This window comes from Streptomyces sp. NRRL B-24484 (assembly GCF_000717715.1).
Lineage (GTDB): Bacteria > Actinomycetota > Actinomycetes > Streptomycetales > Streptomycetaceae > Kitasatospora.
Genome location: NZ_JOAI01000003.1, coordinates 83312 through 103623 on the forward strand (window position 1 = coordinate 83312; position 20312 = coordinate 103623).

The window sequence follows — 20312 nt, forward strand, 5'->3', positions numbered from 1 at the left end:
CGCCGCACGCCAGACGCAGCCCCACGCCCCCCGGAGCGGCCGCCGCCCGTCCGTCCCCCCGCCACCCACTCGATCGCTTGAGGATGCCGATGCTTCGTGCTGGATCGCCCCCCGCCAACCGGGTCTCCGCTCCCGTCCTCGGCTGGCTCCTGCCCACCGCGGTGACGGCGGCGGCCGTGGTCGCCGCCGTGTCGGTGGTCTCGGCCGGCGCCCGGGCGGGAGTGCTCTGGTGCGGGCTGGCGTGCACGGCGGCCGTGGCGGTGGCGGCCGCCGAGGCGGCCCGCCGGGGGCGCGCGCTGACGGCCCTGCGCGAACAGTGCGCCCGGCAGGAGCAGGAACTGCACGCCCGGCTGGCCCGGCAGGAGGCCGAGACGGTCGAACTGGCCACGGTCGCCCTGCCCGAGGCGGTGGCCCGGCTCCAGCGCGGCGAGTTCCCCGAGGACGTCCTCAAGGCGTTCGAACGCCGGGAGGCCGGCGCGGCCACGGAGTTCCGCGCCGCGCGGGAGGCCGTGCTGCGCACCGTGCTGGACGCGGTCGACAATGAGGAGGGGATGCGCGAATCCGCCCAGCGGGCCTTCGTCAACATCGCCCGCCGCGTCCAGGCGATCGTCCACCGGCAGGCACAGGACCTGCGGACCATGGAGGACCGGCACGGCAACGACCCGGCCGTCCTCGACGACCTGCTGCTGCTCGACCACGGCAACGCACTGATCGGCCGTCTCGCGGACAGCATCGCCGTCCTCGGCGGGGCCCGCCCCGGCCGCCAGTGGAGCCGCGCGGTTCCGCTCTACTCGGTACTGCGCGGCGGCATCTCGCGCATCCTCGACTACCGGCGCGTCGAACTGCACCCGGTCTCCGAGGTCGCCGTGGTCGGCCCCGCGGTCGAACCGCTGATCCACGCCCTCGCCGAGCTGCTGGACAACGCCACCCGCTACTCGCCGCCGCACACCAGAGTGCACCTGTCCGCCGCCGAGGTGCAGGCCGGGATAGCGATCGAGATCGAGGACGGCGGCCTCAGCCTCAGCGAGGAGGGCCGGGCCCGCGCCGAGCGCATGCTCCGGGACGCACAGGCCGGCATCGACCTCAACGACCTCGGCGAGACGCCCCGGCTCGGCCTGGCCGTGGTGGGCCGGCTCTCGCAGGCGTACGGCTTCCAGGTCTCGCTGCGCCCCTCCGCCTACGGCGGCGTGCGGGCGGTGCTGATCGTGCCGCAGCAGCTGATCACCACGGCGCCCGCCACCGGCCGGGCGCACGGCATCGGCGCCGCCGCCGGCCTCCGGCCGGCCCCGGGCGCGATCCCGCAGCCCGCCTCCGAGCCGCGGCCGTACGGCCGGACGACGGCGGGTGCGTTCTCCACCGGTCAGCCGTTCGGGTCGAACGCGGGGATCCTCGCGGATTCGGGCCGTACGGACAACGAGATTCCGGTGGTGGCCGAGCGGGCCCCGAACGGGCTGCCGCAGCGCCGCCGCCACGCCAGGCCCACCCGGCCGGGTCCGGTGGAGGTCTCCCGGGTCCCCGAGCCGGCCCAGGCACCGGTGCAGCCCGGCATGTGGCTGGCCGCGTTCCACGAGGGGGTGAACGGCCACGCGCCGTCCACCGGTGCGGCCGGCCCCACCAGTGAAGAGTCGGCAGGGAAGGGCGAGCAGTGATTCAGCAGCGCAGCAACATGGACTGGATGCTCAAGGAGCTGGCGAACGGCGTCCCGCACACCCGCCACATCATCGTGCTGTCGGCGGACGGCCTGCGGATGGCGCAGTACGGCACCGACCCGGACACCGCCGACCGTCTCGCCGCCGCGTGTGCCGGCCTGCAGAGCCTGGCCAGCGCGGTGGGCCACGAGTTCCCGCACGGCGACGGCCGGATGCGGCTGGTGGTGATCGAGGTGAGCGGTGGCTTCTTCTACCTGATGTCCGCCGGCGCCCGGGCCTACCTCGCCGTGCTCGCCGACGAGGGCGTGGACGCGGGCCTGATGGGCCAGCGGATGCGGGACCTGGTCGCCCGGATCGGCGAGCATCTCAGTACACCGCCCCGCAACGGCGAGCAGGTCGCATGAGTGCAGGCGACCAGGACTGGGACGAGGGCATCCCCGAACGTCTCTACGTGATCACCCGAGGCCGCAGCGGTCTGGCCGAGCAGGCCGCGTTCGACCTGGTCACCCTGATCGTCTCCCGTGCGGAACCGGCGCCCACCATGCAGCCGGAACTCGCGGCGATCCTGCGGATCTGCGGTTCGCCGCTGTCCGTGGCCGAGATCTCCGCCTACCTGGGGCTGCCGACCAGCGCGGTCACCGTGCTGCTGGCGGACCTCCTCGCCGACGGACGGATCGAGGCGCGTTCTCCCGTCCCACAGGCGATCCTTCCCGACCGAGCCCTGCTGGAGGCGGTGATCCATGGACTACAGAGGCTCTGACACGATCGCCGGGCCGGCGAGTGCGGACCTGCTGCCCGACTCGGCCACCATGGCGGTCAAGGTGGTGATCGTCGGCGGCTTCGGCGTCGGCAAGACCACCCTCGTCGGATCGGTGAGCGAGATCCGGCCGCTGACCACCGAGGAGACGATGACCCAGGCCGGCGCGGGCGTCGACGACCTGGCCGGCATCGAGCGCAAGACGTCCACCACCGTGGCGATGGACTTCGGCCGGATCAGCATCACCGACGAACTGGTGCTGTACGTGTTCGGCACGCCCGGACAGGAGCGGTTCTGGTTCCTCTGGAACGGGCTGTTCGAAGGGGCGCTCGGCGCGGTGGTCCTGGTCGACACCCGGCGGCTGGAGGTCAGCTTCGACGTGATCGGACGGTTGGAGGACCGCGGTGTGCCGTTCGTCGTCGCCGTCAACACCTTCCCGGAGTCGCCCGGTTACCCGACGGAGGAGCTGCGGGCCGCCCTCGACCTGGACCCGGAGGTGCCGATCGTCGCCTGCGACGCCCGGACCCGGGAGTCCAGCAAGGACGTCCTGCTGACGCTGATGCGCTACCTGTACGGCCTCTCCGCCCGTGCGGGCCGGTGACGGTCCCGCACGGCTGACGGTCCGTTGCCGTACCGATGGTCCGTTGCCCGGCCGACACCCCGGCGCTCGCGTGACGGACGAGCGGTCGGGTGCTGCCCCGTCGGGTCGGTGACGGCCAGCCGGTCCTGCGATTGCCTGTCAGCCGCGCGGCACTCAGTCAGTTACATGACTGCCGGTCAGCCGTGTAAGCCCCAGTCGATTCAGTGATACCCCGTCACTAGACCGACCCGGTAAATCCAAATCACTTCAGTGATACCCCATCACTGAACCGACACCCCGTCACCCCGCCACCCGCGACGACCCCGGAGCCATTGTGACCTCGTCCTTCCCCGAGAACACCTCCGCCACCCCGCCGCCCGGGTGCCCCGCCCACGGGCTCGGCCCCGACGGTCTGCGCCGCCTCTACGGCCCCGAGGCCGAGGCCGACCCGGCCGGCCTGTACGAGAAGCTGCGCGCCGAGCACGGCGAGGTGGCCCCCGTCCTGCTGCACGGCGACATCCCCGCCTGGCTGGTCCTCGGGCACTCCGCGAACCTGGCCGCGATGCGTACACCGTCCCGGTTCTCCCGGGACTCCCGCCGCTGGACGGCCTTCCAGAACGGACTGGTCACCCCGGAGTCCCCGCTGATGCCGGTGATCGCCTGGCAGCCGCTCTGCGTCTTCGCCGACGGCGAGGAGCACCGGCGCCTGCGCGGCGCGGTGACGGACGGCCTGAACCGCTTCGACCGGCGCGGCATCCGCCGCTACGTCACGCGCTTCGCCGACCAGCTGATCGAGGAGTTCGGGCCTTCCGGCCGGGCCGAACTGGTCTCCCAGTTCGCCGAGCACCTGCCGATGCTGGTGATGACGCAGTTGGTCGGCATGCCCGAGGAGTACGGTCCGCGGCTGGTCGAGGCCGCCCGGGACCTCATGAAGGGCACCGAGACGGCGATCGCCAGCAACGAGTACGTGGTGGAGACGCTGCGCCGGATGATGGAGCGCAAGAAGGAGTCGCCCGGCGCCGACCTGGTGAGCTGGCTGATGCAGCACGAGGCCGGGCTCACCGACGACGAGGTGATGGAGCACCTGCGGGTGGTGCTGCTCGCCGCGAACGAGACCACGGTCAACCTGATCGCGGACGGCCTGAAGATGGTGCTCACCGACCGGCGGTTCCGCGCCCACCTCTCCGGCGGCCAGATGACCCTGCCCGACGCCCTGGACCAGGTGCTGTGGGACTCCCCGCCGATGCTGCTGGTCGCGGGACGCTGGGCCACCGGCGACACCGAACTCGGCGGCCAGCGGATCAAGGCCGGCGACATGCTCCTGCTCGGCCTCGCCGCCGGCAACGCCGACCCGGCCGTCCGCCCGGACCTGGCGGAGCCGCTCTTCGGCAACCGCTCCCACCTGGCCTTCGGCAGCGGACCGCACGAGTGCCCGGGCCAGGACATCGGCCGGGCCATCGCGGAGACCGGCATCGACATCCTGCTGACCCGCCTGCCGGACCTCCGACTCGCCGTCCCCGAGGCCGAGTTGAGCTGGACCTCGGCCTGGATCTCCCGCCACCTGACCGAGCTGCCGGTGAGCTTCTCCCCGCGCACGGCCGAACCCGCACCGACGGCCGCACCCGTACCGCCGGTGGTGCCGGCGACACCGACCGTCCCGAGGCCGGCCGCACCAGCCACCCCGGACAACGCGGCCGACGCCGCCGACCCCGCCGCGGGCCGGATCGCGGAGCCGGTCGCGGCAGCGGTACCGCGCCAGCGGCGCAGCTGGTGGACCACGCTCACGAGCGTCTTCCGGCGCTGACGGTTCCAGGGCTCCAGGGCTCCAGGGCTCCAGGGCTCCAGGGCTCCAGGGCTCCAGGGCTCCGGCCCGCTCCGGAGACCCATCACCTCCGGCCGGAATGCCCGCGGTGCCTACGGCGGTCATCGACTGTCGTAGGCCCGGCGGGCCGCTTCCACCGCCGGCAGGGCGCGTTCGACGAAGCGACCGAGGCCGCCGACCAGGTCGGCGGCCTGCTCGCCGAGCGGGGTGAGGCTGTAGTCGACCCGGGGCGGGATGACGGGGTGGGCCTCGCGGTGCACGAAGCCGTCCCGCTCCAGGGTCTGGAGGGTCTGCGCCAGCATCTTCTCGCTCACTCCGGCGACCGCGCGGCGCAGCTCGCTGAAGCGGTAGCCGCGCTCGCGCAGGGCGATCAGCACCAGCACGCCCCAGCGGCTGGTGACGTGCTCCAGGATCCCGCGGGAGGGGCACATCCGGTCGGTGACGTCACCGGTGGGCGCGGCGGCCGGGGCGGGGACGGCGGCCGGGGCGGTGTCGATCGAGGTACTCACCTTCATATCAGTACCGTACTTCAAAGTGGGTACTTTCGAATGGTTAGTGCAGCGCCTACCGTGGTGGTTGAAGTCGAAACCATCTGAGGGAGCGCATCATGATCGTCGTCACCGGAGCCACCGGACAGCTCGGCCGCCTGGTCGTCGAGGGCCTGCTGGAGCGGATGCCGGCCGCGGAGCTGGCGGTGGCCGTCCGCTCGCCGGAGAAGGCCGCGGACTGGGCCGCCCGCGGCGTCGAGGTCCGCGAGGCCGACTACGGCCGCCCGGAGACGCTCGTCGGAGCCTTCCGTGCCGGTGAGACGGTACTGCTGGTGTCCGGCAGCGAGGTCGGCGCCCGGGTGCCGCAGCACACCGCCGTCGTCGAGGCCGCCGCGGCGGCGGGCGTCGCCCGGCTCGTCTACACGGGCGTCCTCGGCGGCGACGAGGCCACCTTCGACCTCGCCGCCGAACACCGCGCGACCGAGGCCGCGATCCTCGCCTCCGGCCTGCCGTACACCTTCCTGCGGAACGGCTGGTACACGGAGAACTACACCGCCGGCGCGGCGGGGGCCGTCGAGCGCGGCGTGGTGCTCGGCAGCAGCGGCGACGGCCGGCTCGCCACCGCCGCCCGGGCCGACTACGCGGCCGCGGCCGTCGCGGTGCTCACCGGCGAGGGCCACGAGAACCGCGCCTACGAACTCAGCGGCGACACCTCCTGGAGCCTCGCCGAGTACGCCGCCGAGCTCGCCTCCCGGTCCGGCCGCCCGGTGGCGTACCACGACGTCGCCCCGGAGGAGCACCGGGACGCCCTGGTCGGCGCCGGGCTGCCGGACGTCTTCGCGGCGATCCTGGTCGACGTGGACGCGGCCGTCCGCCGCGGCGAGCTGGACCGCGACCGCGGAGTCCTCTCGGCCCTGATCGGCCGTCCCACCACTCCGCTCGCCGACTCGGTCGAGGCCGCCCTCGGCCGCTGACCGCACCGGCCCGTCCGGCCGTGCGCACCGTGTGCACGAGCGTGGGGCACGGCCCCTCGGACGGGGCCGTAGGGACCTTGGTCCCGTTCCGTCGGCACCGACCGGACCTGGTGACGCATCGTCCGGAGCACCGAGGATGGAACTGCGGCGCCGCCGCGCAGGTCACCTCGGAGAGGAATTGCCATGCCCCAGTACGTTCTTGCCGGGATCGACGGTTCGCCCGAGAGCGCTGCGGCGGCCCGCTGGGCGGCCGGTGAGGCCGTCCGCCGGGAGCTGCCGCTGCGCCTGGTGCACGCGCAGACCTGGCTGGACGACATCCACGCCGACGGCGCTCAGCCCACGGACGTCCGCGGGCTGACGCTGCGCATGCTGGCCGACGCCCGCGAGGAGGTCCGCGCCGCGCACCCGGGTCTGGAGGTCGGCGCGGAGCTGATCGGCGGCGGGGATCCGATCGACGTGCTGGTCGAGGCCGCCGCCGGCGCGGAGCTGCTGGTGGTCGGGTCCCGCGGGCTCGGCGGGTTCGCCGGGCTGGTGGTGGGCTCGGTGGGCCTCGCTCTCGCCGGCCGGTCCGAGGCGCCGACGGTGCTGGTCCGCCCCGCCGGGACGCAGGACGGGCCGGCCCCGGAACGGACGGCCGTGGTGGTCGGGGTCGACACCCGCTCGCCCTCCCCCGAGGTGCTCGACTTCGCCTTCGCCGAGGCCGCCCGGCGCGGGGCGGTGCTGCGTGCGGTGCACGGCTGGACCCCACCGCCGGTGTGGGGCTACGCGGGCGGGGTGGGCCCGCAGTTCGAGGCGGACCAGTTCCGCGCGATCGAGGCGGAACTGCTGGACGAGGCGCTGACCGGCTGGCGCGCGAAGTACCCCGAGGTCACCGTCGTCCAGGACTGCCGGATCGCGGGCGGGGCCCAGGCCGTCGTCGACACCGCCGAGGACGCCGCGCTCGTGGTCGTCGGCCGCCGGCGCCGCCGTCACCGCGTCGGCCTGCACCTCGGCCCGGTCGCCCACGCCGTCCTGCACCACGCCGAGGCCCCCGTCGCGGTCGTCCCGCACGACTGACGGGACAGGGTTCGCAGCGCAGGGCTGCGGGATGGCACGGCCGGCGGCCTCCCCGGGGTTCAATGCCGGGATGACGGAGCGGGCGGGGATGTACGACGGCTGGTTCGAGGTCGATCGCGTGCCGGAGCTGTTGGCGCGGGTGGAACGCCGGCACGACCCCGAGGCGTGGGAGGAGCTGGACCGGCGGCTCGTCCTCGAACACGACCTGGTCTTCCCGGCGGGCTTCGCCGCGCTGCCCCGCCTGGTGCGCCTAGCCCCGCACAGCGCGGAGGCGCGCGGCCTGGCCGGGCGGATCCTCGCACGGGCCGCGGGGCACCACGGCTGCGACGACCTGCTCGCGGACTGCGCCCCTGTGATCGCCGAGTTCGGCCGGGTGCTGAACGCGCACCTGCGGTCACGGCCGGCCGACTACCTCGTGGCTTTCCGAGCGCTGCTCGCCGTCGCGGAGGAGTACCACTGGGCGAACGTTCTCGAGGACTTCACGGACGACATCAAGCACGTGGGCTGTCCGCACTGCGGGGTGACGACGACGATCGCCGTCGGCGGGTTCGGCTGCTACTCCCAGGTCTGGGACGGGGACGAGGAGTTGCGCCGCGACCTGCGGCCCGCGGCGGCCGGGGAACTCACCGGCACGGGCCGGTGGATGCACCGGCTCGCCGTCCGCGACGGACAGCAGGAGCTCGCCGACGGCATCGCCCACCTGTTCGGACGTGCGGAATGCCCGGTCTGCGCCTGCCTCTTCACCGTCGCGGACGAGTACGCGGCCGCCAACCGCCCGGTCGTCCGGTGACTGCGTTGTCCGACAGCTGCGTCGCCCGGTCGCTGCGTCGTCCGGTCGCTGTGCTGCGACGGCGGCAGCTCCGCCGACGGTTCGGCCGGAGTCGGGGACGGCCCCCACGCCGTCCCCGGCTCCCGTGCGTCGGCCCGGCCCGCCCCCACGGCGGTCCGGGCCGCGTCCGCCCACCCCTGGTGCGGACGCGGCCGGGTCGGCGGTCCTGTCGGGCCCGGACGAGGGGCCCGCTCCACTGACGGATCGTCAGGAATGCTTCCCGGTAACTCCACCGTGCCGCACGCCGCCCGGTCACGCGGAGGGCCGAAGGTCCCGCCGACCGGCCCGCCTGCCGTCCGGCCGCTCGCCGCCCGCTCGCACGCGCGGCCGGCGTCGCCCCCGGCCACCGGGTCGGGGACCGCCGACCGGCTCGCGGCCGACGGAACGCGACCGGGCAGCGGCCTCCGGGTGACGGAGATCAGGTGAGCAACTGCTCGATGCGGTCGAGGGCTCCGGGCAGGTCACGCGGGCGCAGTATGCCGGCGCCGGGCGGGTGGCCCGCCCAGCCGGGTCCGGCGGTGAGGACGACCGGACGGGTCCGGGAGCCGCGGCCGCCCCAGGCGGTCTCGGCGGCCCGGCGGGCGAGGACGCGGTCGGCGGTGTGCTTGGCCTGGGACCAGACCATCACCGCGGCCGGTCCCGTCCGGCGAACGGCCTCCAGGAGCGCCTCGGCGGGTACGGCGGCGCCGAACATCCGGTAGGGCAGGCCGCGTTCGGCCAGGCCGGCGGCGACCGCCTCCAACGGCAGGGTGTGCAGTTCGGCGGGCATGCCGGCGAGCAGGACGGGCGGCCCCGGGCGCGGCGGTGCCGGGCGGTCGGCGACCCGGCGCAGGGCTGTGGAGACGTGCCAGGAGAGCAGGTGCTCGACCTCGACGTAGCGCTCGCCCTCGCCCGCCCACCGCCGTCCGGCCGCCCGCAGCGCGGGCATCATGACCTCCGTCCAGGCGGCCACCGCCCCCATGTCGTCGACCACCTGACGGAGGATCCGGGCGACTTCGACGGTGTCGAGGCGGACGGCGGCCCGGGTGAGGCCGCGGCACTCGGGGCTCACCGGTCCGGCCACCGGGGCGTTCGCCGTCTCCGTCCGGTCGGAGGCCCCCGCAAGGGGATCGGCAGCCTCCGGCCCGGCACTCCCCGGGTCGCCCCCACCGAAGGCAGGCCCATCGGGAGCAGCACCACCGGGAGCAGCACCACCGGGAGCAGCACCACCGGGAGCAGCACCGTCCGGACGGACAGCACCGTCGGGACGGACAGCATCGGCGTCCGACGGCACGGTCCGGGTGGCACCGAGCGCCTGCCGGGCCGCCTCGCCGGGCGGGACACCGCGGGCGGTCAGGTGGCACATGGCTTCGAGGACGGCCATGTCCTGCGGGGTCCAGCGGCGGTGGTGGCCCTCCTCGCGCCGGGCGGGTCCGATGCCGTAGCGCCGTTCCCAGGACCGCACGGTCGTCGGTGACACGCCGAGCCTGCGGGCGACGCCCCCGGTGGTGAGGCTGGCTTCGGCGAGCGCCGTCGCGGCCGGAGAGACCGCAGGAGCCGCCGCGGCCGCGCCATCCGGTCCGGAGGCAGATGGGGCGGGCGAGGTGGCTGAGGAAGGTCCCACGGGTCTCCTCCTCACGGGCATACGGGCGGGCGATCGGGCCGGCGGCCCGGCGGCCCGGCGGCTCGGCTCCGCTGCCCGTCCAGCATGGCGAACCTGCACCGGGAGGGGCGCTCGCAGCGGTTGCGCACCGGAAGGACCGTCTCGGACGGGAGCCGGCTCAGTCGTGACCGGCGAGGCCGTTCCGCATCCGGATCAGGCCGTCCCGCATCCGGGTCTTGACGGTGCCGAGCGGGGCGCCGAGGATCGCGGCGATCTGCGACTGCGAGTACCCGCCGTAGTACGCGAGCGCGAGCGACTGCCGCTGCAGTTCGGTGAGCGCGCCGAGGCAGCGCCGGACGCGGTCGCGGTCGATGCGGCGTTCCACGGCCTCGGCGACCTCGTCGTACACCGGGGGGCGGGAGGCGGCGGCGACCCGCCGGTCCCGGTCTGCGGAGGCCTGCGCGGACCGGACGCGGTCGACGGCGCGGCGGTGGGTGATGGTGAGCACCCAGGTCAGCACTTCGCCGCGCTCGGGCCGGTAGCGGGCGGCGGTGCGCCACACCTCCAGCAGGACCTCCTGGGCAACCTCCTCCGCCTGGGCGCGGTCCCGCAGGACCCGGCGGGCCAGTCCCAGCACCGGGCCGGCCACCGCCTCGTAGAGGGTGCCGAACGCCCGCTCGTCGCCGTGCGCGATGCGCGGCAGCAGGCCTGCCAGGTCCCGGCCGCAGGTGCCGGGCGGGGCCGGGACACGCTGGGCGGGGCCTGCGACGACGGGGTGCTCGCGGACGGCTGTCACGCTGCGACCCTCCCGGTCCGGCCGGTTCACAGGCCAGTCGCAGCGTTCCTGCACCGTTCTCTGCGCCGCGCCCTGGACCGTGCCCTGGACCGTGCCCTGCGCCGTTCCGGTGCGCCCTCCGGGAAGGGCCCACCGGGACGTCCCCGGGCGGCGGGCGGGCCTGTGCGTCAGTCCGGGAGCAGCAGCCGGGCGACCCGCTCGGCGGTCTTCTCGCCGGCCCGCTGCCTGATCAGCCCCTCCTTGGCCGCGGCGCGCAGCCGGACGACGGTCGTGTCCTCGGCCTCCCCGGCTGCGAGCAGCACGGTGACCAGGACGGGGTTCATGTTCCACGCGCCGCCGCCGGTCAGCACCCGGAGCGCGCGGCGCTCCTCGGCGGGGGCGGAGCGGCGCGGTGCGATCCGGCGGCCCTGCATGCCGAGGACGGCGGACACCCTGGTCCGGGCCTCGGCGGTCGGCATCGGGAGGTGGAGGGTGATCTCGCGGACGTTCTTCGGCAGCCGTCGGGCGACGAAGCGGGCACCCCGGCCGCCGAGCGAGCCGAGGGCCTCGGCCAGGATCTCGTCCTCGTCGTCCACTGCTGCTCCCCCGTCCCGGCGGCTCCCCGCGCCACCGCCTGTCCGGAGGTCAGACTAGCGACCGGGCCACCGGGGGCCGCCGCACGGCGCTCTGCCGTGCCGTCAGACCTTCACCGCAGCGGCCGGGGCGGGAGCGGGCGGGGTGGCCCCCTGGTCCGGAGCCGCCGGCGAGGACGGACCGGGCTGCGAGGACGGCGACGCCGCCGGGGCGGACGGCGCGTCCACCGAGGAGGACGGGGACGCCTGGGGTTCCTGGGACGCCGACGACGATGATGACGAGGGCGATGACGACGAGGGCGGCGACGGCGGCGCGTCGCGGTGCAGTTCGGCGGGCGGGGTCCGCTGCGCGTCCATCGGGTCGACCCGCACCAGGCTGCCCCAGACCGCCATCCGGTACAGCGAGGTGTAGACCGGGGTGCAGGTGGTCAGGGTGATGTACCGCCCGGGCGCGTGGTACGGGGAGCCCGCGGGGACGGCGGCGACGATGCCGACGTTCTCGGGCGAGGTCTCGGGCAGCACGCCGTCCACCCGGTAGACGTACCAGTGGTCGCGGGTCTCGACCACGATCGGCGCACCGAGGCCCACCGCGTCGAGGTCGTGGAACTTCGCGCCGTGGCCGTCGCGGTGGGCGGCGAGCGCGAAGTTGCCGGCCCGGTCCCAGGGCATCGCGGCGCGGGGCTCCTGGTAGACGCCGGCGACGCCCTGGTCGAGGACGGCGGCTTCGGTGCCGACCTTGATCACGACGGGGTCCTGCTCCATCGCGGGCACGTGCAGGAAGCCGACCTCCTGCCCGGTGTACACGGTGCTCGGCGCACCGGACGGGCCGGGCGCCGCCCAGCTCTGCCGCAGCCGGTCCCCGGCCCGGTCGGCCTGGCGGTCGGCGAGCACGTCCGTCCACCAGAGCGAGTAGGCGGCGAACAGTGCGGCCGCCAGGGCGACGGTGAGCATCAGGTTGCCGAAGGCGTTGGTCCATCGGCGGCGGGGGGATCGCCGCGCGGTCTCTGCCGGAGCCCGGCCCATCGGGTCCTCCTCCGCCACGCGCCTGCCGGTCACCGTCCCGGGCCCGGTGTCCGAGGGCCCGTCAGACCGGCACGCGGCGGCGCCGCTTGTCCGTTCCCGGGATCCGGCCGGCGCGGGTGGGCCGTCCGTTCCCGGAGTTGTCCGTTCCCGGACAGTCTGCCGACCGGGCGCGGCCGAACGGCCCGGACGGCACGCGGCATTCGGGTGACGCGGTCCGCCGGACGGCCCGCCGGGAGGTGCCCGGGGAGCTCTTCACTCGAACGGCATGCGCGCCTTCCGCCGGACACGGCGCCCGCACCTATTACAACTCTGAATGTCGTACGGACCGCGCGAGACCGCGGTCCCGACACCGACTCCCCCGCCCTCCCCCCTCCCCCCGCGAGGCCATTTGCCATGAGTACTGCCACCCGCCCGCTGACGCTCACGGTCATCGTTCCCGCGCACAACGAGGAGCAGGGCCTCCCGGCGACACTCGAGGCGCTGCTCCGCCAGACCGTCCCCGCCGAGCAGATCGTCGTCATCGACGACGGGTCCACCGACCGCACCGGCGAGGTCGCCGCCGGCTACGGAGTGACGGTGCTGCGCCCGCCCGCGAACCTCGGCAGCAAGGCCAAGGCGCAGAACTACGCGCTGCCGTTCTGCACGACCGACCTGGTGCTCGCGGTCGACGCGGACACCGTGCTGGCCGACGACTACATCGAGCACATCAAGCCCGCCTTCGACGACGAGGAGGTGCTGATCGCCTCCGGCTGCGTGCAGAGCCGGTTCGAACGGACCTGGGCCGAGCGCGGCCGGTCTGTGGAGTACCTCTACGGCTTCCACTGGAACCGCCCGATCGAGAACATGGCCAACTCGCCGGTGGTCTGCTCCGGCTGCTGCTCGGTGTTCCGGCGCCAGCCGCTGGTCGACTTCGGCGGGTTCCCGGAGCGGACGATCGTCGAGGACATGGACTACACGTGGTCCGTGCAGATGTCCGGCAAGAAGGCGGTCTACGTCAGCGCGGCCGTCGCCTGGGCCGCCGACCCCGAGGACCTCACCTACCTGCGCAAGCAGACCTGGCGGTGGGCCGCGGGGTACTTCCAGAACGTCCGCATCCACCTGCCGCGGATGATCTTCAAGAAGCCGATGCTGGCGTTCTGGGTGGCCCTCAAGCTGTGGGAGACCATCGCCGTCCCGCTCTGGCTGATCCTCCCGATGGTGGCGCCCGGCGTCGGCTTCTCCGTCGGGGACGCCTTCGTCTGGTGGTTCCTGTGGTGGCTGTCGACGAGCACCCTGATGATCGGACTGCCCCTGGTCTACGCGGCCAAGAAACGGGGGATCCCGATCCGTCGCGTCCTGCGGAACCTGCCGTACGTCTTCCTCACCAAGATGGTCGACTTCTGCTACCAGTGGAAGGCGATGGTGGTCGAACTGATCCTGGTGCCGCTGCGGCTCTCCAAGGGCCTGGTGAGCTACGAGAAGGGCCGGGCCGACACGCCCGGCGTCCCGGGCCCGGCCGCCCCGGCCGAGGTCGAGACCGGCACGTCCGCCGGTACGTCGGCCGCCGCGCCCACCGCCTGACCACCGCCGCGCTGCTCCGGCCGGCCCTGCACCCGCGGGGCCGGCCGTCGCGCTTCCCGGGAGGGGCACCGCCGGCAGGGCCCGCACACGGAGCGAGGTGCCCGGCACCGCCCCCTCGCGGGGCGGGCCCGGGCACCTCGGCGCGTTCTCCTCGGCCTGGCCGACGCTCCGTCAGCGACCGGACGTCCGGCGGCCGAAGAACTTCATCATCAGGCCGGACGCGCCGAGCACCAGCGCCACGCCCACGTACGCGAGCCCGCTGAAGCCGGTCTTCGGAAGAGAGTGCCCGTATCCCATGAGGGTGCTTCCTTTCGGTGAAGGGTCCCAGCCCTGATTCCGCCGGCCGGCATGTGCCGCCGGGCAACTGAGTACCAATAAGTTTTTAAGCTGCCCACGGTGATTTCCGGCGACAGGCACGTATGTTGTTCGGGTGAAGCTCGTACGGAAACCTTCCGGTGACCCGTCCGGCCGGGGGTGACGGCGGTGCACGGCTTCGCCACGACCGAGTTCCAGCTCGTCCTGCTCCGCCGGATGGCGGATTTCCACCCCGATCTGGTGGAAGGCGCGCTGCACCGGCTCGGCGCGACCCGCGCCGGGATGCGGGAGGCGAACAAGCGGTGGCAGGCGATGGTCCGCTCGCCCCGCCTCCCGCACGGCGCCCGCCGCTACGCCGCCGTGCTCGGCCCGCCGGAGGCCGTGCTGCCGCGGCGGATCGGCGACCTCGACTGCACGGTGCAGCTCTGGGCGCTGCCGCTCTGGCCCGACCTGCGGTTCGAGATCCTGCTCGGGCCGGCCGGCGGTGCGGCCCCGCCGTGGAACGAGTGGCTCGTCCGCGCGCCCGGCACGCCCCCGCCACAGCTGCGCACCCTGGAGGACCTCGTCCCGTGGAGCTGCGTCGTGGCGGACGTCGGCGCGGCATTCCCGCCCGCCGTGCCGCGCGAGGGCAGTGCGCCGACCCGGTGGCAGCTGGACTTCACGGCCCCGGACGGCGCGGGCCGGCCGCGCTCCTGCACCGCCGACTTCACCTGGGGTCTGCTGCAGGAGGTCCGCACCGCCGGCGCCTCCCGCGGCACGGAGCCCTCCTGACGCCCCGTCCGGCCCGCCCGACGGCCCCTCGCCGGCCCGCGGAAATTCGCGCGAGGCACGGCCGGATCTGTGGTCGGATACCGGTCGACCGGACCGTCCGAGAAAGGGGATGCCCGTGGGATCCGTACTGGAAGCGCCGCTGCTGGAGGGTTCGCTGGTGCGCCTGGAACCGCTGGGGCGCCGCCACGCGGCGGGCCTCGCCGCCGCGGCGGAGGAGGACCGCGGCTCGTACGGCTTCACCTGGGTGCCGGCCGCGGCGGAGGTCCCGGCGTACGTCGACAAGCAGCTCGCCCGGGCGGCCGCGGGCCGGCTCGCCCCGTTCGCCCAGGTGGACCGTGCCTCGGGGCGGGTGGTCGGGGCGACCGCCTTCTGGGACCCGCGGCCCTGGCCGGACGGCGAGGGGCTGTGCGCGGTCGAGGTCGGCTTCACCTGGCTGGCCGCGTCGGCGCAGGGCACCGGGCTGAACACCGAGGCCAAGTACCTGCTGTTCCGGCACGCCTTCGAGCAGTGGGGCGTGGCGCGGGTCGACCTGAAGACCGATGCCCGCAACGGCCGCTCGCGGACCGCGGTCGAGCGGGTCGGCGCACGGTTCGAAGGGGTCCTGCGGAACTGGTCGGCCTCGTGGGCGCCCGGGGAGCAGGGCAGGCTCCGCGACTCGGCGATCTTCTCGGTGACGGCCGAGGAGTGGCCGGAGGTCCGGGCGGGCCTCGAACGGCGCCTCGCCGCACGGTGAACCGGGCACCGGCCGGTGGCCCGCGGCCGATGACCGGTGGCCCGCGGCCGATGACGGGAGCAGAGCCCGGCCCGACGGAGGAGGACCCATGACCGCATCCACCGCCACCGTCTTCCGCGGTGTCCGCCCCTTCCGTGCCGGCGAACCCGTCGACCTGGTCGCCGTGGACGGGCTGCTGGCCGCCCGGGTGCCCGAGGGCGCCCGGGCGGAGGTGGTCGACGGGGGCGGCCGGATGGTGGCCCGGGACGGGCGGTTCACGGGCTGAGCAGCGGGCCGCCGGAGCACCCGGTGTCACTATTCGTGGTGAAGTGCCGGGATCGTCCCTAGGATGGATGACCGGCGCTCGGGCGTGGCCGGACGGGTGACGTCCAGGGCGGGAAACCGATCAGCTCGGGACGGGGTCCCCATGGCTCAGGCCGCCGGTCCGCCGCGGACCGTTCTCATCACCGTGGACGACGATCCGGCGGTGTCCCGCGCCGTCGCCCGGGACCTGCGGCGGCGCTACGGCGAGTCGTACCGGGTGGTGCGCGCGGAGTCCGGGGAGTCGGCGCTGGAGGCGCTGCGGGAGCTGAAACTGCGCGGCGACCCGGTCGCGGTGATCATCGCCGACTACCGGATGCCCGCGATGAGCGGCATCGAGTTCCTCGAACAGGCGATCGACATCTACCCGGACGCGCGGCGGGTGCTGCTCACCGCGTACGCGGACACCGGCGCGGCGATCGACGCCATCAACGTGATCGACCTCGACCACTACCTCCTCAAGCCGTGGGAACCGCCGGAGGAGAAGCTCTACCCGGTGCTGGACGACCTGCTGGAGGTGTGGCGGGCCGCCGACCACCACCACGTCGCCGTCACCAAGGTCGTCGGCCACCGCTGGTCGGCCCGCTCCTCGTCGGTCCGCGAGTTCCTGGCCCGCAACGAGGTGCCGTACCGCTGGTACTCCTCCGACGACCCCGAGGGGCGCCGGCTGCTCGCCGCCGCGGGCGAGGACGGCCGGCGGCTGCCGCTGGTGGTCACCCCGGACGGCACGGCACTGGTCGAACCCGCCGACCGGGACCTCGCCGCGCAGGTGGGCCTGGCGACGACCCCGGCCGCCGACTTCTACGACCTGATCATCATCGGCGGCGGCCCGGCCGGACTCGGCGCGGCCGTGTACGGCGCATCGGAGGGGCTGCGGACCGTCCTGGTCGAGCGGTCCGCGACCGGCGGCCAGGCCGGCCAGAGCTCGCGGATCGAGAACTACCTCGGCTTCCCGGACGGCGTGTCCGGGGCGCAGCTCACCGACCGGGCGCGGCGCCAGGCGGCGAAGTTCGGCGCCGAGATCCTCACCGCGCGGGAGGTGACCGGGCTGGAGGTCGGCGGCGCGGCACGGGTCGTCCGGTTCGCCGACGGCTCGGCGATCGCCGCGCACACGGTGATCCTGGCGACGGGAGTGTCCTACCGGCAGCTGGACGCCCCCGGCGCGGCGGAGCTGACCGGGTGCGGGGTGTTCTACGGCTCCGCACTGACCGAGGCGGCCGCCTGCCAGGGCCAGGACGTGTACATCGTCGGCGGCGCCAACTCGGCCGGCCAGGCCGCCCTGTACCTGGCCCGCAGCGCCAAGTCGGTGACCCTGGTGGTGCGCAGGCCCTCGTTGACCGCCACCATGTCGCACTACCTCGTGCAGCAGGTCGAGGAGGCCCCGGAGATCTCCGTCCGCGCCAACACCGTGGTGGAGGCGGCGCACGGCGAGCACCAGTTGGAACGGCTCACGCTGCGCGACACGGAGTCCGGCCGGAGCGAACTCGTCGACGCGCAGTGGGTGTTCGTCTTCATCGGGGCGGCGCCGCGGACGGACTGGCTGGAGGGCACCGTCCGCCGGGACGCCCGCGGGTTCATCCTGACCGGCCCGGACCTGGCCCCGGAGGGGCAGCTGCCGGCCGGGTGGGAGCTGGAGCGCCCGCCGTACCACCTGGAGACGAACGTTCCGGGCGTGTTCGTGGCCGGGGACGCCCGCGCCGAGTCGGCCAAACGCGTCGCCTCCGCCGTCGGCGAGGGCGCGATGGCCGTGATGCTCGCCCACCGGTACCTGGAGCAGTCATGACGGGCCGTTCGATGCCCTGCGACCCGGTGGAGCTCTCCACGCTCTTCCTCTTCGAGGAGCTCGCCCCGGAGCAGTTGGACCGGCTCTGCCGGGAGGGCTCGGTGCTGGAGTTCGACCCGGGGCCGGTGTACGCCGAGGGCGAGCCGGCGACCTGCTTCTACGTGCTGCTGCAGGGCACGGTCGTGCTCTCCCGCAAGGTCGGCGACTCCGACGTGGAGGTCACCCGGACGTCCGACCGCGGGGTGTACGCCGGGGCGTTCCAGTCCTACCTGGGCGACCGGGTGCCGCAGGTGTACAACAGCTCGCTGAAGGTGCCGGAGCGTTCGCGGTTCTTCGTGCTGCCCGCGGAGACCTTCGCGCAGGTGATGCGGGAGTGGTTCCCGATGGCCGTGCACCTGCTGGAGGGGCTGTTCTTCGGGTACAAGAGCGCCCAGGCCGCGGTCGGCCAGCGCGAGCGGCTGCTCGCCCTGGGGGCGCTGTCCGCGGGGCTCACCCACGAGTTGAACAATCCCGCGGCGGCGGCCGTCCGGGCCACCTCGGCGCTGCGCGAGCGGGTCGCCGGGATGCGGCACAAGCTCGGCGCGATCGCGGCCGGCCCGTTCCGGCGGGAGAGCCTGGAGGCGCTGGTCGAGGTCCAGGAGCGGACGGCGGAGCGGGTCGCCAAGGCGGTCGCGCTCAGCCCGCTGGAGGCCGCGGACCGCGAGGACGCGCTCGGCGACTGGCTGGACGAGCACGGCATCGCGGGCGGCTGGCAGCTCGCCCCGACCTTCGTCCAGGCCGGTCTGGACACCGACTGGCTCGACCAGGTCGCGGCCCGGGTGGACGAGGGTCTGCTGGAGGGGGCGGTGCGGTGGCTCAACTACACCGTCGAGACCGAGCTGCTGATGAACGAGATCGAGGAGTCGACCAACCGGGTCTCCGCGCTCGTCACCGCGGCGAAGCAGTACTCGCAGCTCGACCGGGCGCCCTACCGGACGGCCGACGTGCACGAGCTGATCGACAGCACGCTGCTCATGGTCTCCGGGAAGATCGGCCCGCGGATCCGGGTGGCCAAGGAGTACGACCGCACCCTGCCGGCGATCCCGGCCTACCCGGGCGAGCTCAACCAGGTGTGGACGAACCTGATCGACAACGCCGTCGCCGCGATGGACGGCGCCGGCGGCGAGGGCACGCTGACGGTGCGCACCGCCCGGGACGGCGACCGGCTGCTCGTCGAGTTCGGCGACACCGGCCCGGGCGTGCCGGAGGAGATCCGTGACCGCATCTTCGACCCGTTCTTCACCACCAAGCCGGTCGGCGAGGGGACGGGCCTCGGCCTGGACATCTCCTGGCGCATCGTCGTCAACAAGCACCACGGCGACCTGCGGGTGGTGTCCGTGCCGGGCGATACCCGCTTCCAGGTCCGCCTGCCGCTGACCGCCCCGGAGAGCACCGGAACGGAGAACGGCGGAGCGGAGGACGGCGAGGTGGCGGAGGACGGCACGGAGGAGGACGCCGGGGCCGGGAGCGGTGCGGCGGAGCAGCCTTCCTGAGCGGCCGCCGGGAGCGGCCCGACCGACAGCGAGGTGGAGCGATGGGATTCATCGGCACGGTGGGGCTGGTGCTCCACCCCGAGCGCCAGTGCGCGTCCACCGTGGACGCCGTCCTCGACTGGGGGCACGGGCGGGGCGCGAAGGTGCTGGGGATGGCGGAGGAGGTGGACCGGATCGGCTGCCGGGCGGTGCCGGTCGGCGCCGAGGAGATGACGGCCGCCGCGGACCTGCTGATCAGCCTCGGCGGGGACGGGACCATGCTGCGCGCGCTGCGCCTCGCGGTCGGCGGCCACGCCCCCGTCCTCGGGGTGAACGTCGGACGGCTGGGGTTCCTCGCCGAGGTCGACATCCCCGAACTGCCGTCGGCGCTGGACGCGATCGACGAGCACCGGTTCACCGTCGAGCAGCGCTCCGGTGTCCGCGCGGGGTTCGAGGCGGGCCACGAGACGGCGCTCAACGACGTGGTGCTGCTGCGCAGTCCGGGGCAGCGGTCGGCGGAGGTCGCGGTGCGGGTGCAGGAGCAGCCGTTCGTGCGGTACACGGCGGACGCGGTGGTGGTCGCCACGCCCACCGGGTCGACCGCGTACAGCTTCTCCGCCGGGGGCCCGATCGTCTCGCCCAACGCCGAGGGGCTGCTGGTCACTCCGGTGGCGCCGCACGCGGTCTTCAACCGTTCGGTGTTCCTCTCGGCGGGCGAGCGGCTGTCGCTGGAGGTGCTGGCGCACAGCGGCGACCTCGCGGTGGAGGCCGACGGCCGGCTGGTCGGCCACGTCCGGCCGGGCGACGTGATCGAGGTGACGATGCTGCCGGCCGCGGCCCGGGTGGTCCGTCTCGGCCACACCACCTTCTATCAGCGGGCGCAGCGCAAGCTGCGCCTGTCCGGCTCCGCCGAGCCCGACTGAGTCCGACTGGGTCCGACTGGGTCCGGCACCGCCGAGTCGGCGGAGGGATCTGTTCCGTCACCGTCCCGAGAGCCCTCTCTGCACATCAAAGGAGGCTTAAGAGAGGGTTAAGACCCGAGCCCTCGGGCGTTTTTGCAGGTCAAGGCCGTGCCGGAGATGGTCTCCTGACATTGCCATGACGGTTGCCGCTCCGTAATATTCAGGCCCACGGACGACGCCGCTTCAGATCTGAGAGCGCTCTCACTACTGTGGGTGAGCACAACCCGATGCGCGAACCGACGGATCCCG

The 20312-nt window shown here is 74.2% G+C and carries 21 protein-coding genes; 15 read left to right on the plus strand and 6 right to left on the minus strand.

Annotation, left to right across the window (positions count from 1 at the left end):
• Positions 1 to 89: 89 nt before the first annotated feature.
• The 5 genes from IE98_RS0103725 to IE98_RS0103745 all read left to right on the plus strand — a co-directional run bounded on the left by IE98_RS0103725 (position 90) and on the right by IE98_RS0103745 (position 4790).
• Entirely contained in the window at positions 90 to 1649 is a 1560-nt protein-coding gene (locus IE98_RS0103725) for an ATP-binding protein (protein WP_106976498.1), read from the plus strand.
• Complete coding sequence (locus IE98_RS0103730; protein ID WP_030263955.1) at positions 1646 to 2053, plus strand: roadblock/LC7 domain-containing protein; 408 nt, start codon at positions 1646 to 1648, stop codon at positions 2051 to 2053. The genes IE98_RS0103725 and IE98_RS0103730 overlap by 4 nt, the downstream gene beginning before the upstream one ends.
• Positions 2050 to 2409, plus strand: coding sequence for a DUF742 domain-containing protein (locus IE98_RS0103735; RefSeq protein ID WP_030263957.1), 360 nt, complete (start codon positions 2050 to 2052; stop codon positions 2407 to 2409). Before IE98_RS0103730 ends, IE98_RS0103735 begins: the two co-directional genes overlap by 4 nt.
• Complete coding sequence (locus IE98_RS0103740; RefSeq protein ID WP_030263960.1) at positions 2390 to 3007, plus strand: GTP-binding protein; 618 nt, start codon at positions 2390 to 2392, stop codon at positions 3005 to 3007. The genes IE98_RS0103735 and IE98_RS0103740 overlap by 20 nt, the downstream gene beginning before the upstream one ends.
• A 313-nt stretch (positions 3008 to 3320) precedes the next feature.
• A complete protein-coding gene (locus IE98_RS0103745; protein ID WP_043173367.1) occupies positions 3321 to 4790 on the plus strand; it encodes a cytochrome P450 in 1470 nt (489 codons plus the stop codon).
• A gap of 119 nt (positions 4791 to 4909) precedes the next feature.
• Here IE98_RS0103745 and IE98_RS0103750 read toward each other — a convergent pair whose 3' ends face one another.
• Positions 4910 to 5239, minus strand: a complete 330-nt coding sequence (locus IE98_RS0103750) for a winged helix-turn-helix transcriptional regulator (RefSeq protein ID WP_043173399.1) — start codon at positions 5237 to 5239, stop codon at positions 4910 to 4912.
• A gap of 173 nt (positions 5240 to 5412) precedes the next feature.
• Here IE98_RS0103750 and IE98_RS0103755 point away from each other — a divergent pair, with 173 nt between their 5' ends.
• The 3 genes from IE98_RS0103755 to IE98_RS0103765 all read left to right on the plus strand — a co-directional run bounded on the left by IE98_RS0103755 (position 5413) and on the right by IE98_RS0103765 (position 8116).
• Positions 5413 to 6270, plus strand: coding sequence for an NAD(P)H-binding protein (locus IE98_RS0103755; protein ID WP_030263970.1), 858 nt, complete (start codon positions 5413 to 5415; stop codon positions 6268 to 6270).
• Positions 6271 to 6453: 183 nt separating this feature from the next.
• On the plus strand, positions 6454 to 7326 hold the full coding sequence (locus tag IE98_RS0103760; RefSeq protein WP_030263973.1) for a universal stress protein: 873 nt from the start codon (positions 6454 to 6456) through the stop codon (positions 7324 to 7326).
• Between the two features lie 70 nt (positions 7327 to 7396).
• Complete coding sequence (locus IE98_RS0103765) at positions 7397 to 8116, plus strand: hypothetical protein (protein WP_159400815.1); 720 nt, start codon at positions 7397 to 7399, stop codon at positions 8114 to 8116.
• A 457-nt stretch (positions 8117 to 8573) separates the two neighbouring features.
• Here IE98_RS0103765 and IE98_RS41970 read toward each other — a convergent pair whose 3' ends face one another.
• From IE98_RS41970 to IE98_RS0103795, 4 genes are all read right to left on the minus strand, one after another.
• On the minus strand, positions 8574 to 9758 hold the full coding sequence (locus IE98_RS41970) for a MerR family transcriptional regulator (RefSeq protein ID WP_234443397.1): 1185 nt from the start codon (positions 9756 to 9758) through the stop codon (positions 8574 to 8576).
• A gap of 157 nt (positions 9759 to 9915) precedes the next feature.
• Positions 9916 to 10533, minus strand: a complete 618-nt coding sequence (sigK, locus tag IE98_RS0103785) for an ECF RNA polymerase sigma factor SigK (RefSeq protein WP_052390119.1) — start codon at positions 10531 to 10533, stop codon at positions 9916 to 9918.
• Between the two features lie 167 nt (positions 10534 to 10700).
• Complete coding sequence (locus IE98_RS0103790) at positions 10701 to 11108, minus strand: hypothetical protein (RefSeq protein ID WP_030263989.1); 408 nt, start codon at positions 11106 to 11108, stop codon at positions 10701 to 10703.
• A 102-nt stretch (positions 11109 to 11210) separates the two neighbouring features.
• Positions 11211 to 12128 carry a class E sortase gene (locus IE98_RS0103795; protein ID WP_063748853.1) on the minus strand — a complete coding sequence of 306 codons (918 nt, stop codon included), beginning with the start codon at positions 12126 to 12128 and terminating at the stop codon, positions 11211 to 11213.
• A 393-nt stretch (positions 12129 to 12521) separates the two neighbouring features.
• On the opposite strand from IE98_RS0103795, the gene IE98_RS0103800 reads away from it, so the two are divergent.
• Entirely contained in the window at positions 12522 to 13688 is a 1167-nt protein-coding gene (locus IE98_RS0103800) for a glycosyltransferase family 2 protein (protein WP_063748854.1), read from the plus strand.
• Positions 13689 to 13859: 171 nt separating this feature from the next.
• Here IE98_RS0103800 and IE98_RS48880 read toward each other — a convergent pair whose 3' ends face one another.
• Entirely contained in the window at positions 13860 to 13985 is a 126-nt protein-coding gene (locus IE98_RS48880; RefSeq protein ID WP_159400816.1) for an LPXTG cell wall anchor domain-containing protein, read from the minus strand.
• Between the two features lie 234 nt (positions 13986 to 14219).
• On the opposite strand from IE98_RS48880, the gene IE98_RS0103810 reads away from it, so the two are divergent.
• The 6 genes from IE98_RS0103810 (at position 14220) to IE98_RS0103835 (ending at position 20024) form a co-directional block, all read left to right on the plus strand.
• Positions 14220 to 14774 carry a hypothetical protein gene (locus IE98_RS0103810; RefSeq protein ID WP_234443403.1) on the plus strand — a complete coding sequence of 185 codons (555 nt, stop codon included), beginning with the start codon at positions 14220 to 14222 and terminating at the stop codon, positions 14772 to 14774.
• Positions 14775 to 14889: 115 nt separating this feature from the next.
• The gene (locus tag IE98_RS0103815; RefSeq protein ID WP_030264005.1) at positions 14890 to 15507 is read left to right on the plus strand and encodes a GNAT family N-acetyltransferase; all 618 of its coding nucleotides are present in this window, start codon (positions 14890 to 14892) and stop codon (positions 15505 to 15507) included.
• A gap of 88 nt (positions 15508 to 15595) precedes the next feature.
• Positions 15596 to 15772, plus strand: a complete 177-nt coding sequence (locus IE98_RS47695; protein WP_199922864.1) for a hypothetical protein — start codon at positions 15596 to 15598, stop codon at positions 15770 to 15772.
• Between the two features lie 141 nt (positions 15773 to 15913).
• A complete protein-coding gene (locus IE98_RS0103825) occupies positions 15914 to 17590 on the plus strand; it encodes an FAD-dependent oxidoreductase (RefSeq protein ID WP_030264012.1) in 1677 nt (558 codons plus the stop codon).
• Complete coding sequence (locus IE98_RS0103830; protein WP_052390079.1) at positions 17587 to 19122, plus strand: ATP-binding protein; 1536 nt, start codon at positions 17587 to 17589, stop codon at positions 19120 to 19122. The genes IE98_RS0103825 and IE98_RS0103830 overlap by 4 nt, the downstream gene beginning before the upstream one ends.
• Positions 19123 to 19163: 41 nt before the next feature.
• Positions 19164 to 20024 (plus strand): NAD(+)/NADH kinase, encoded by an 861-nt coding sequence (locus IE98_RS0103835; protein ID WP_030264017.1) that lies wholly within the window; start codon positions 19164 to 19166, stop codon positions 20022 to 20024.
• Positions 20025 to 20312: the final 288 nt, after the last annotated feature.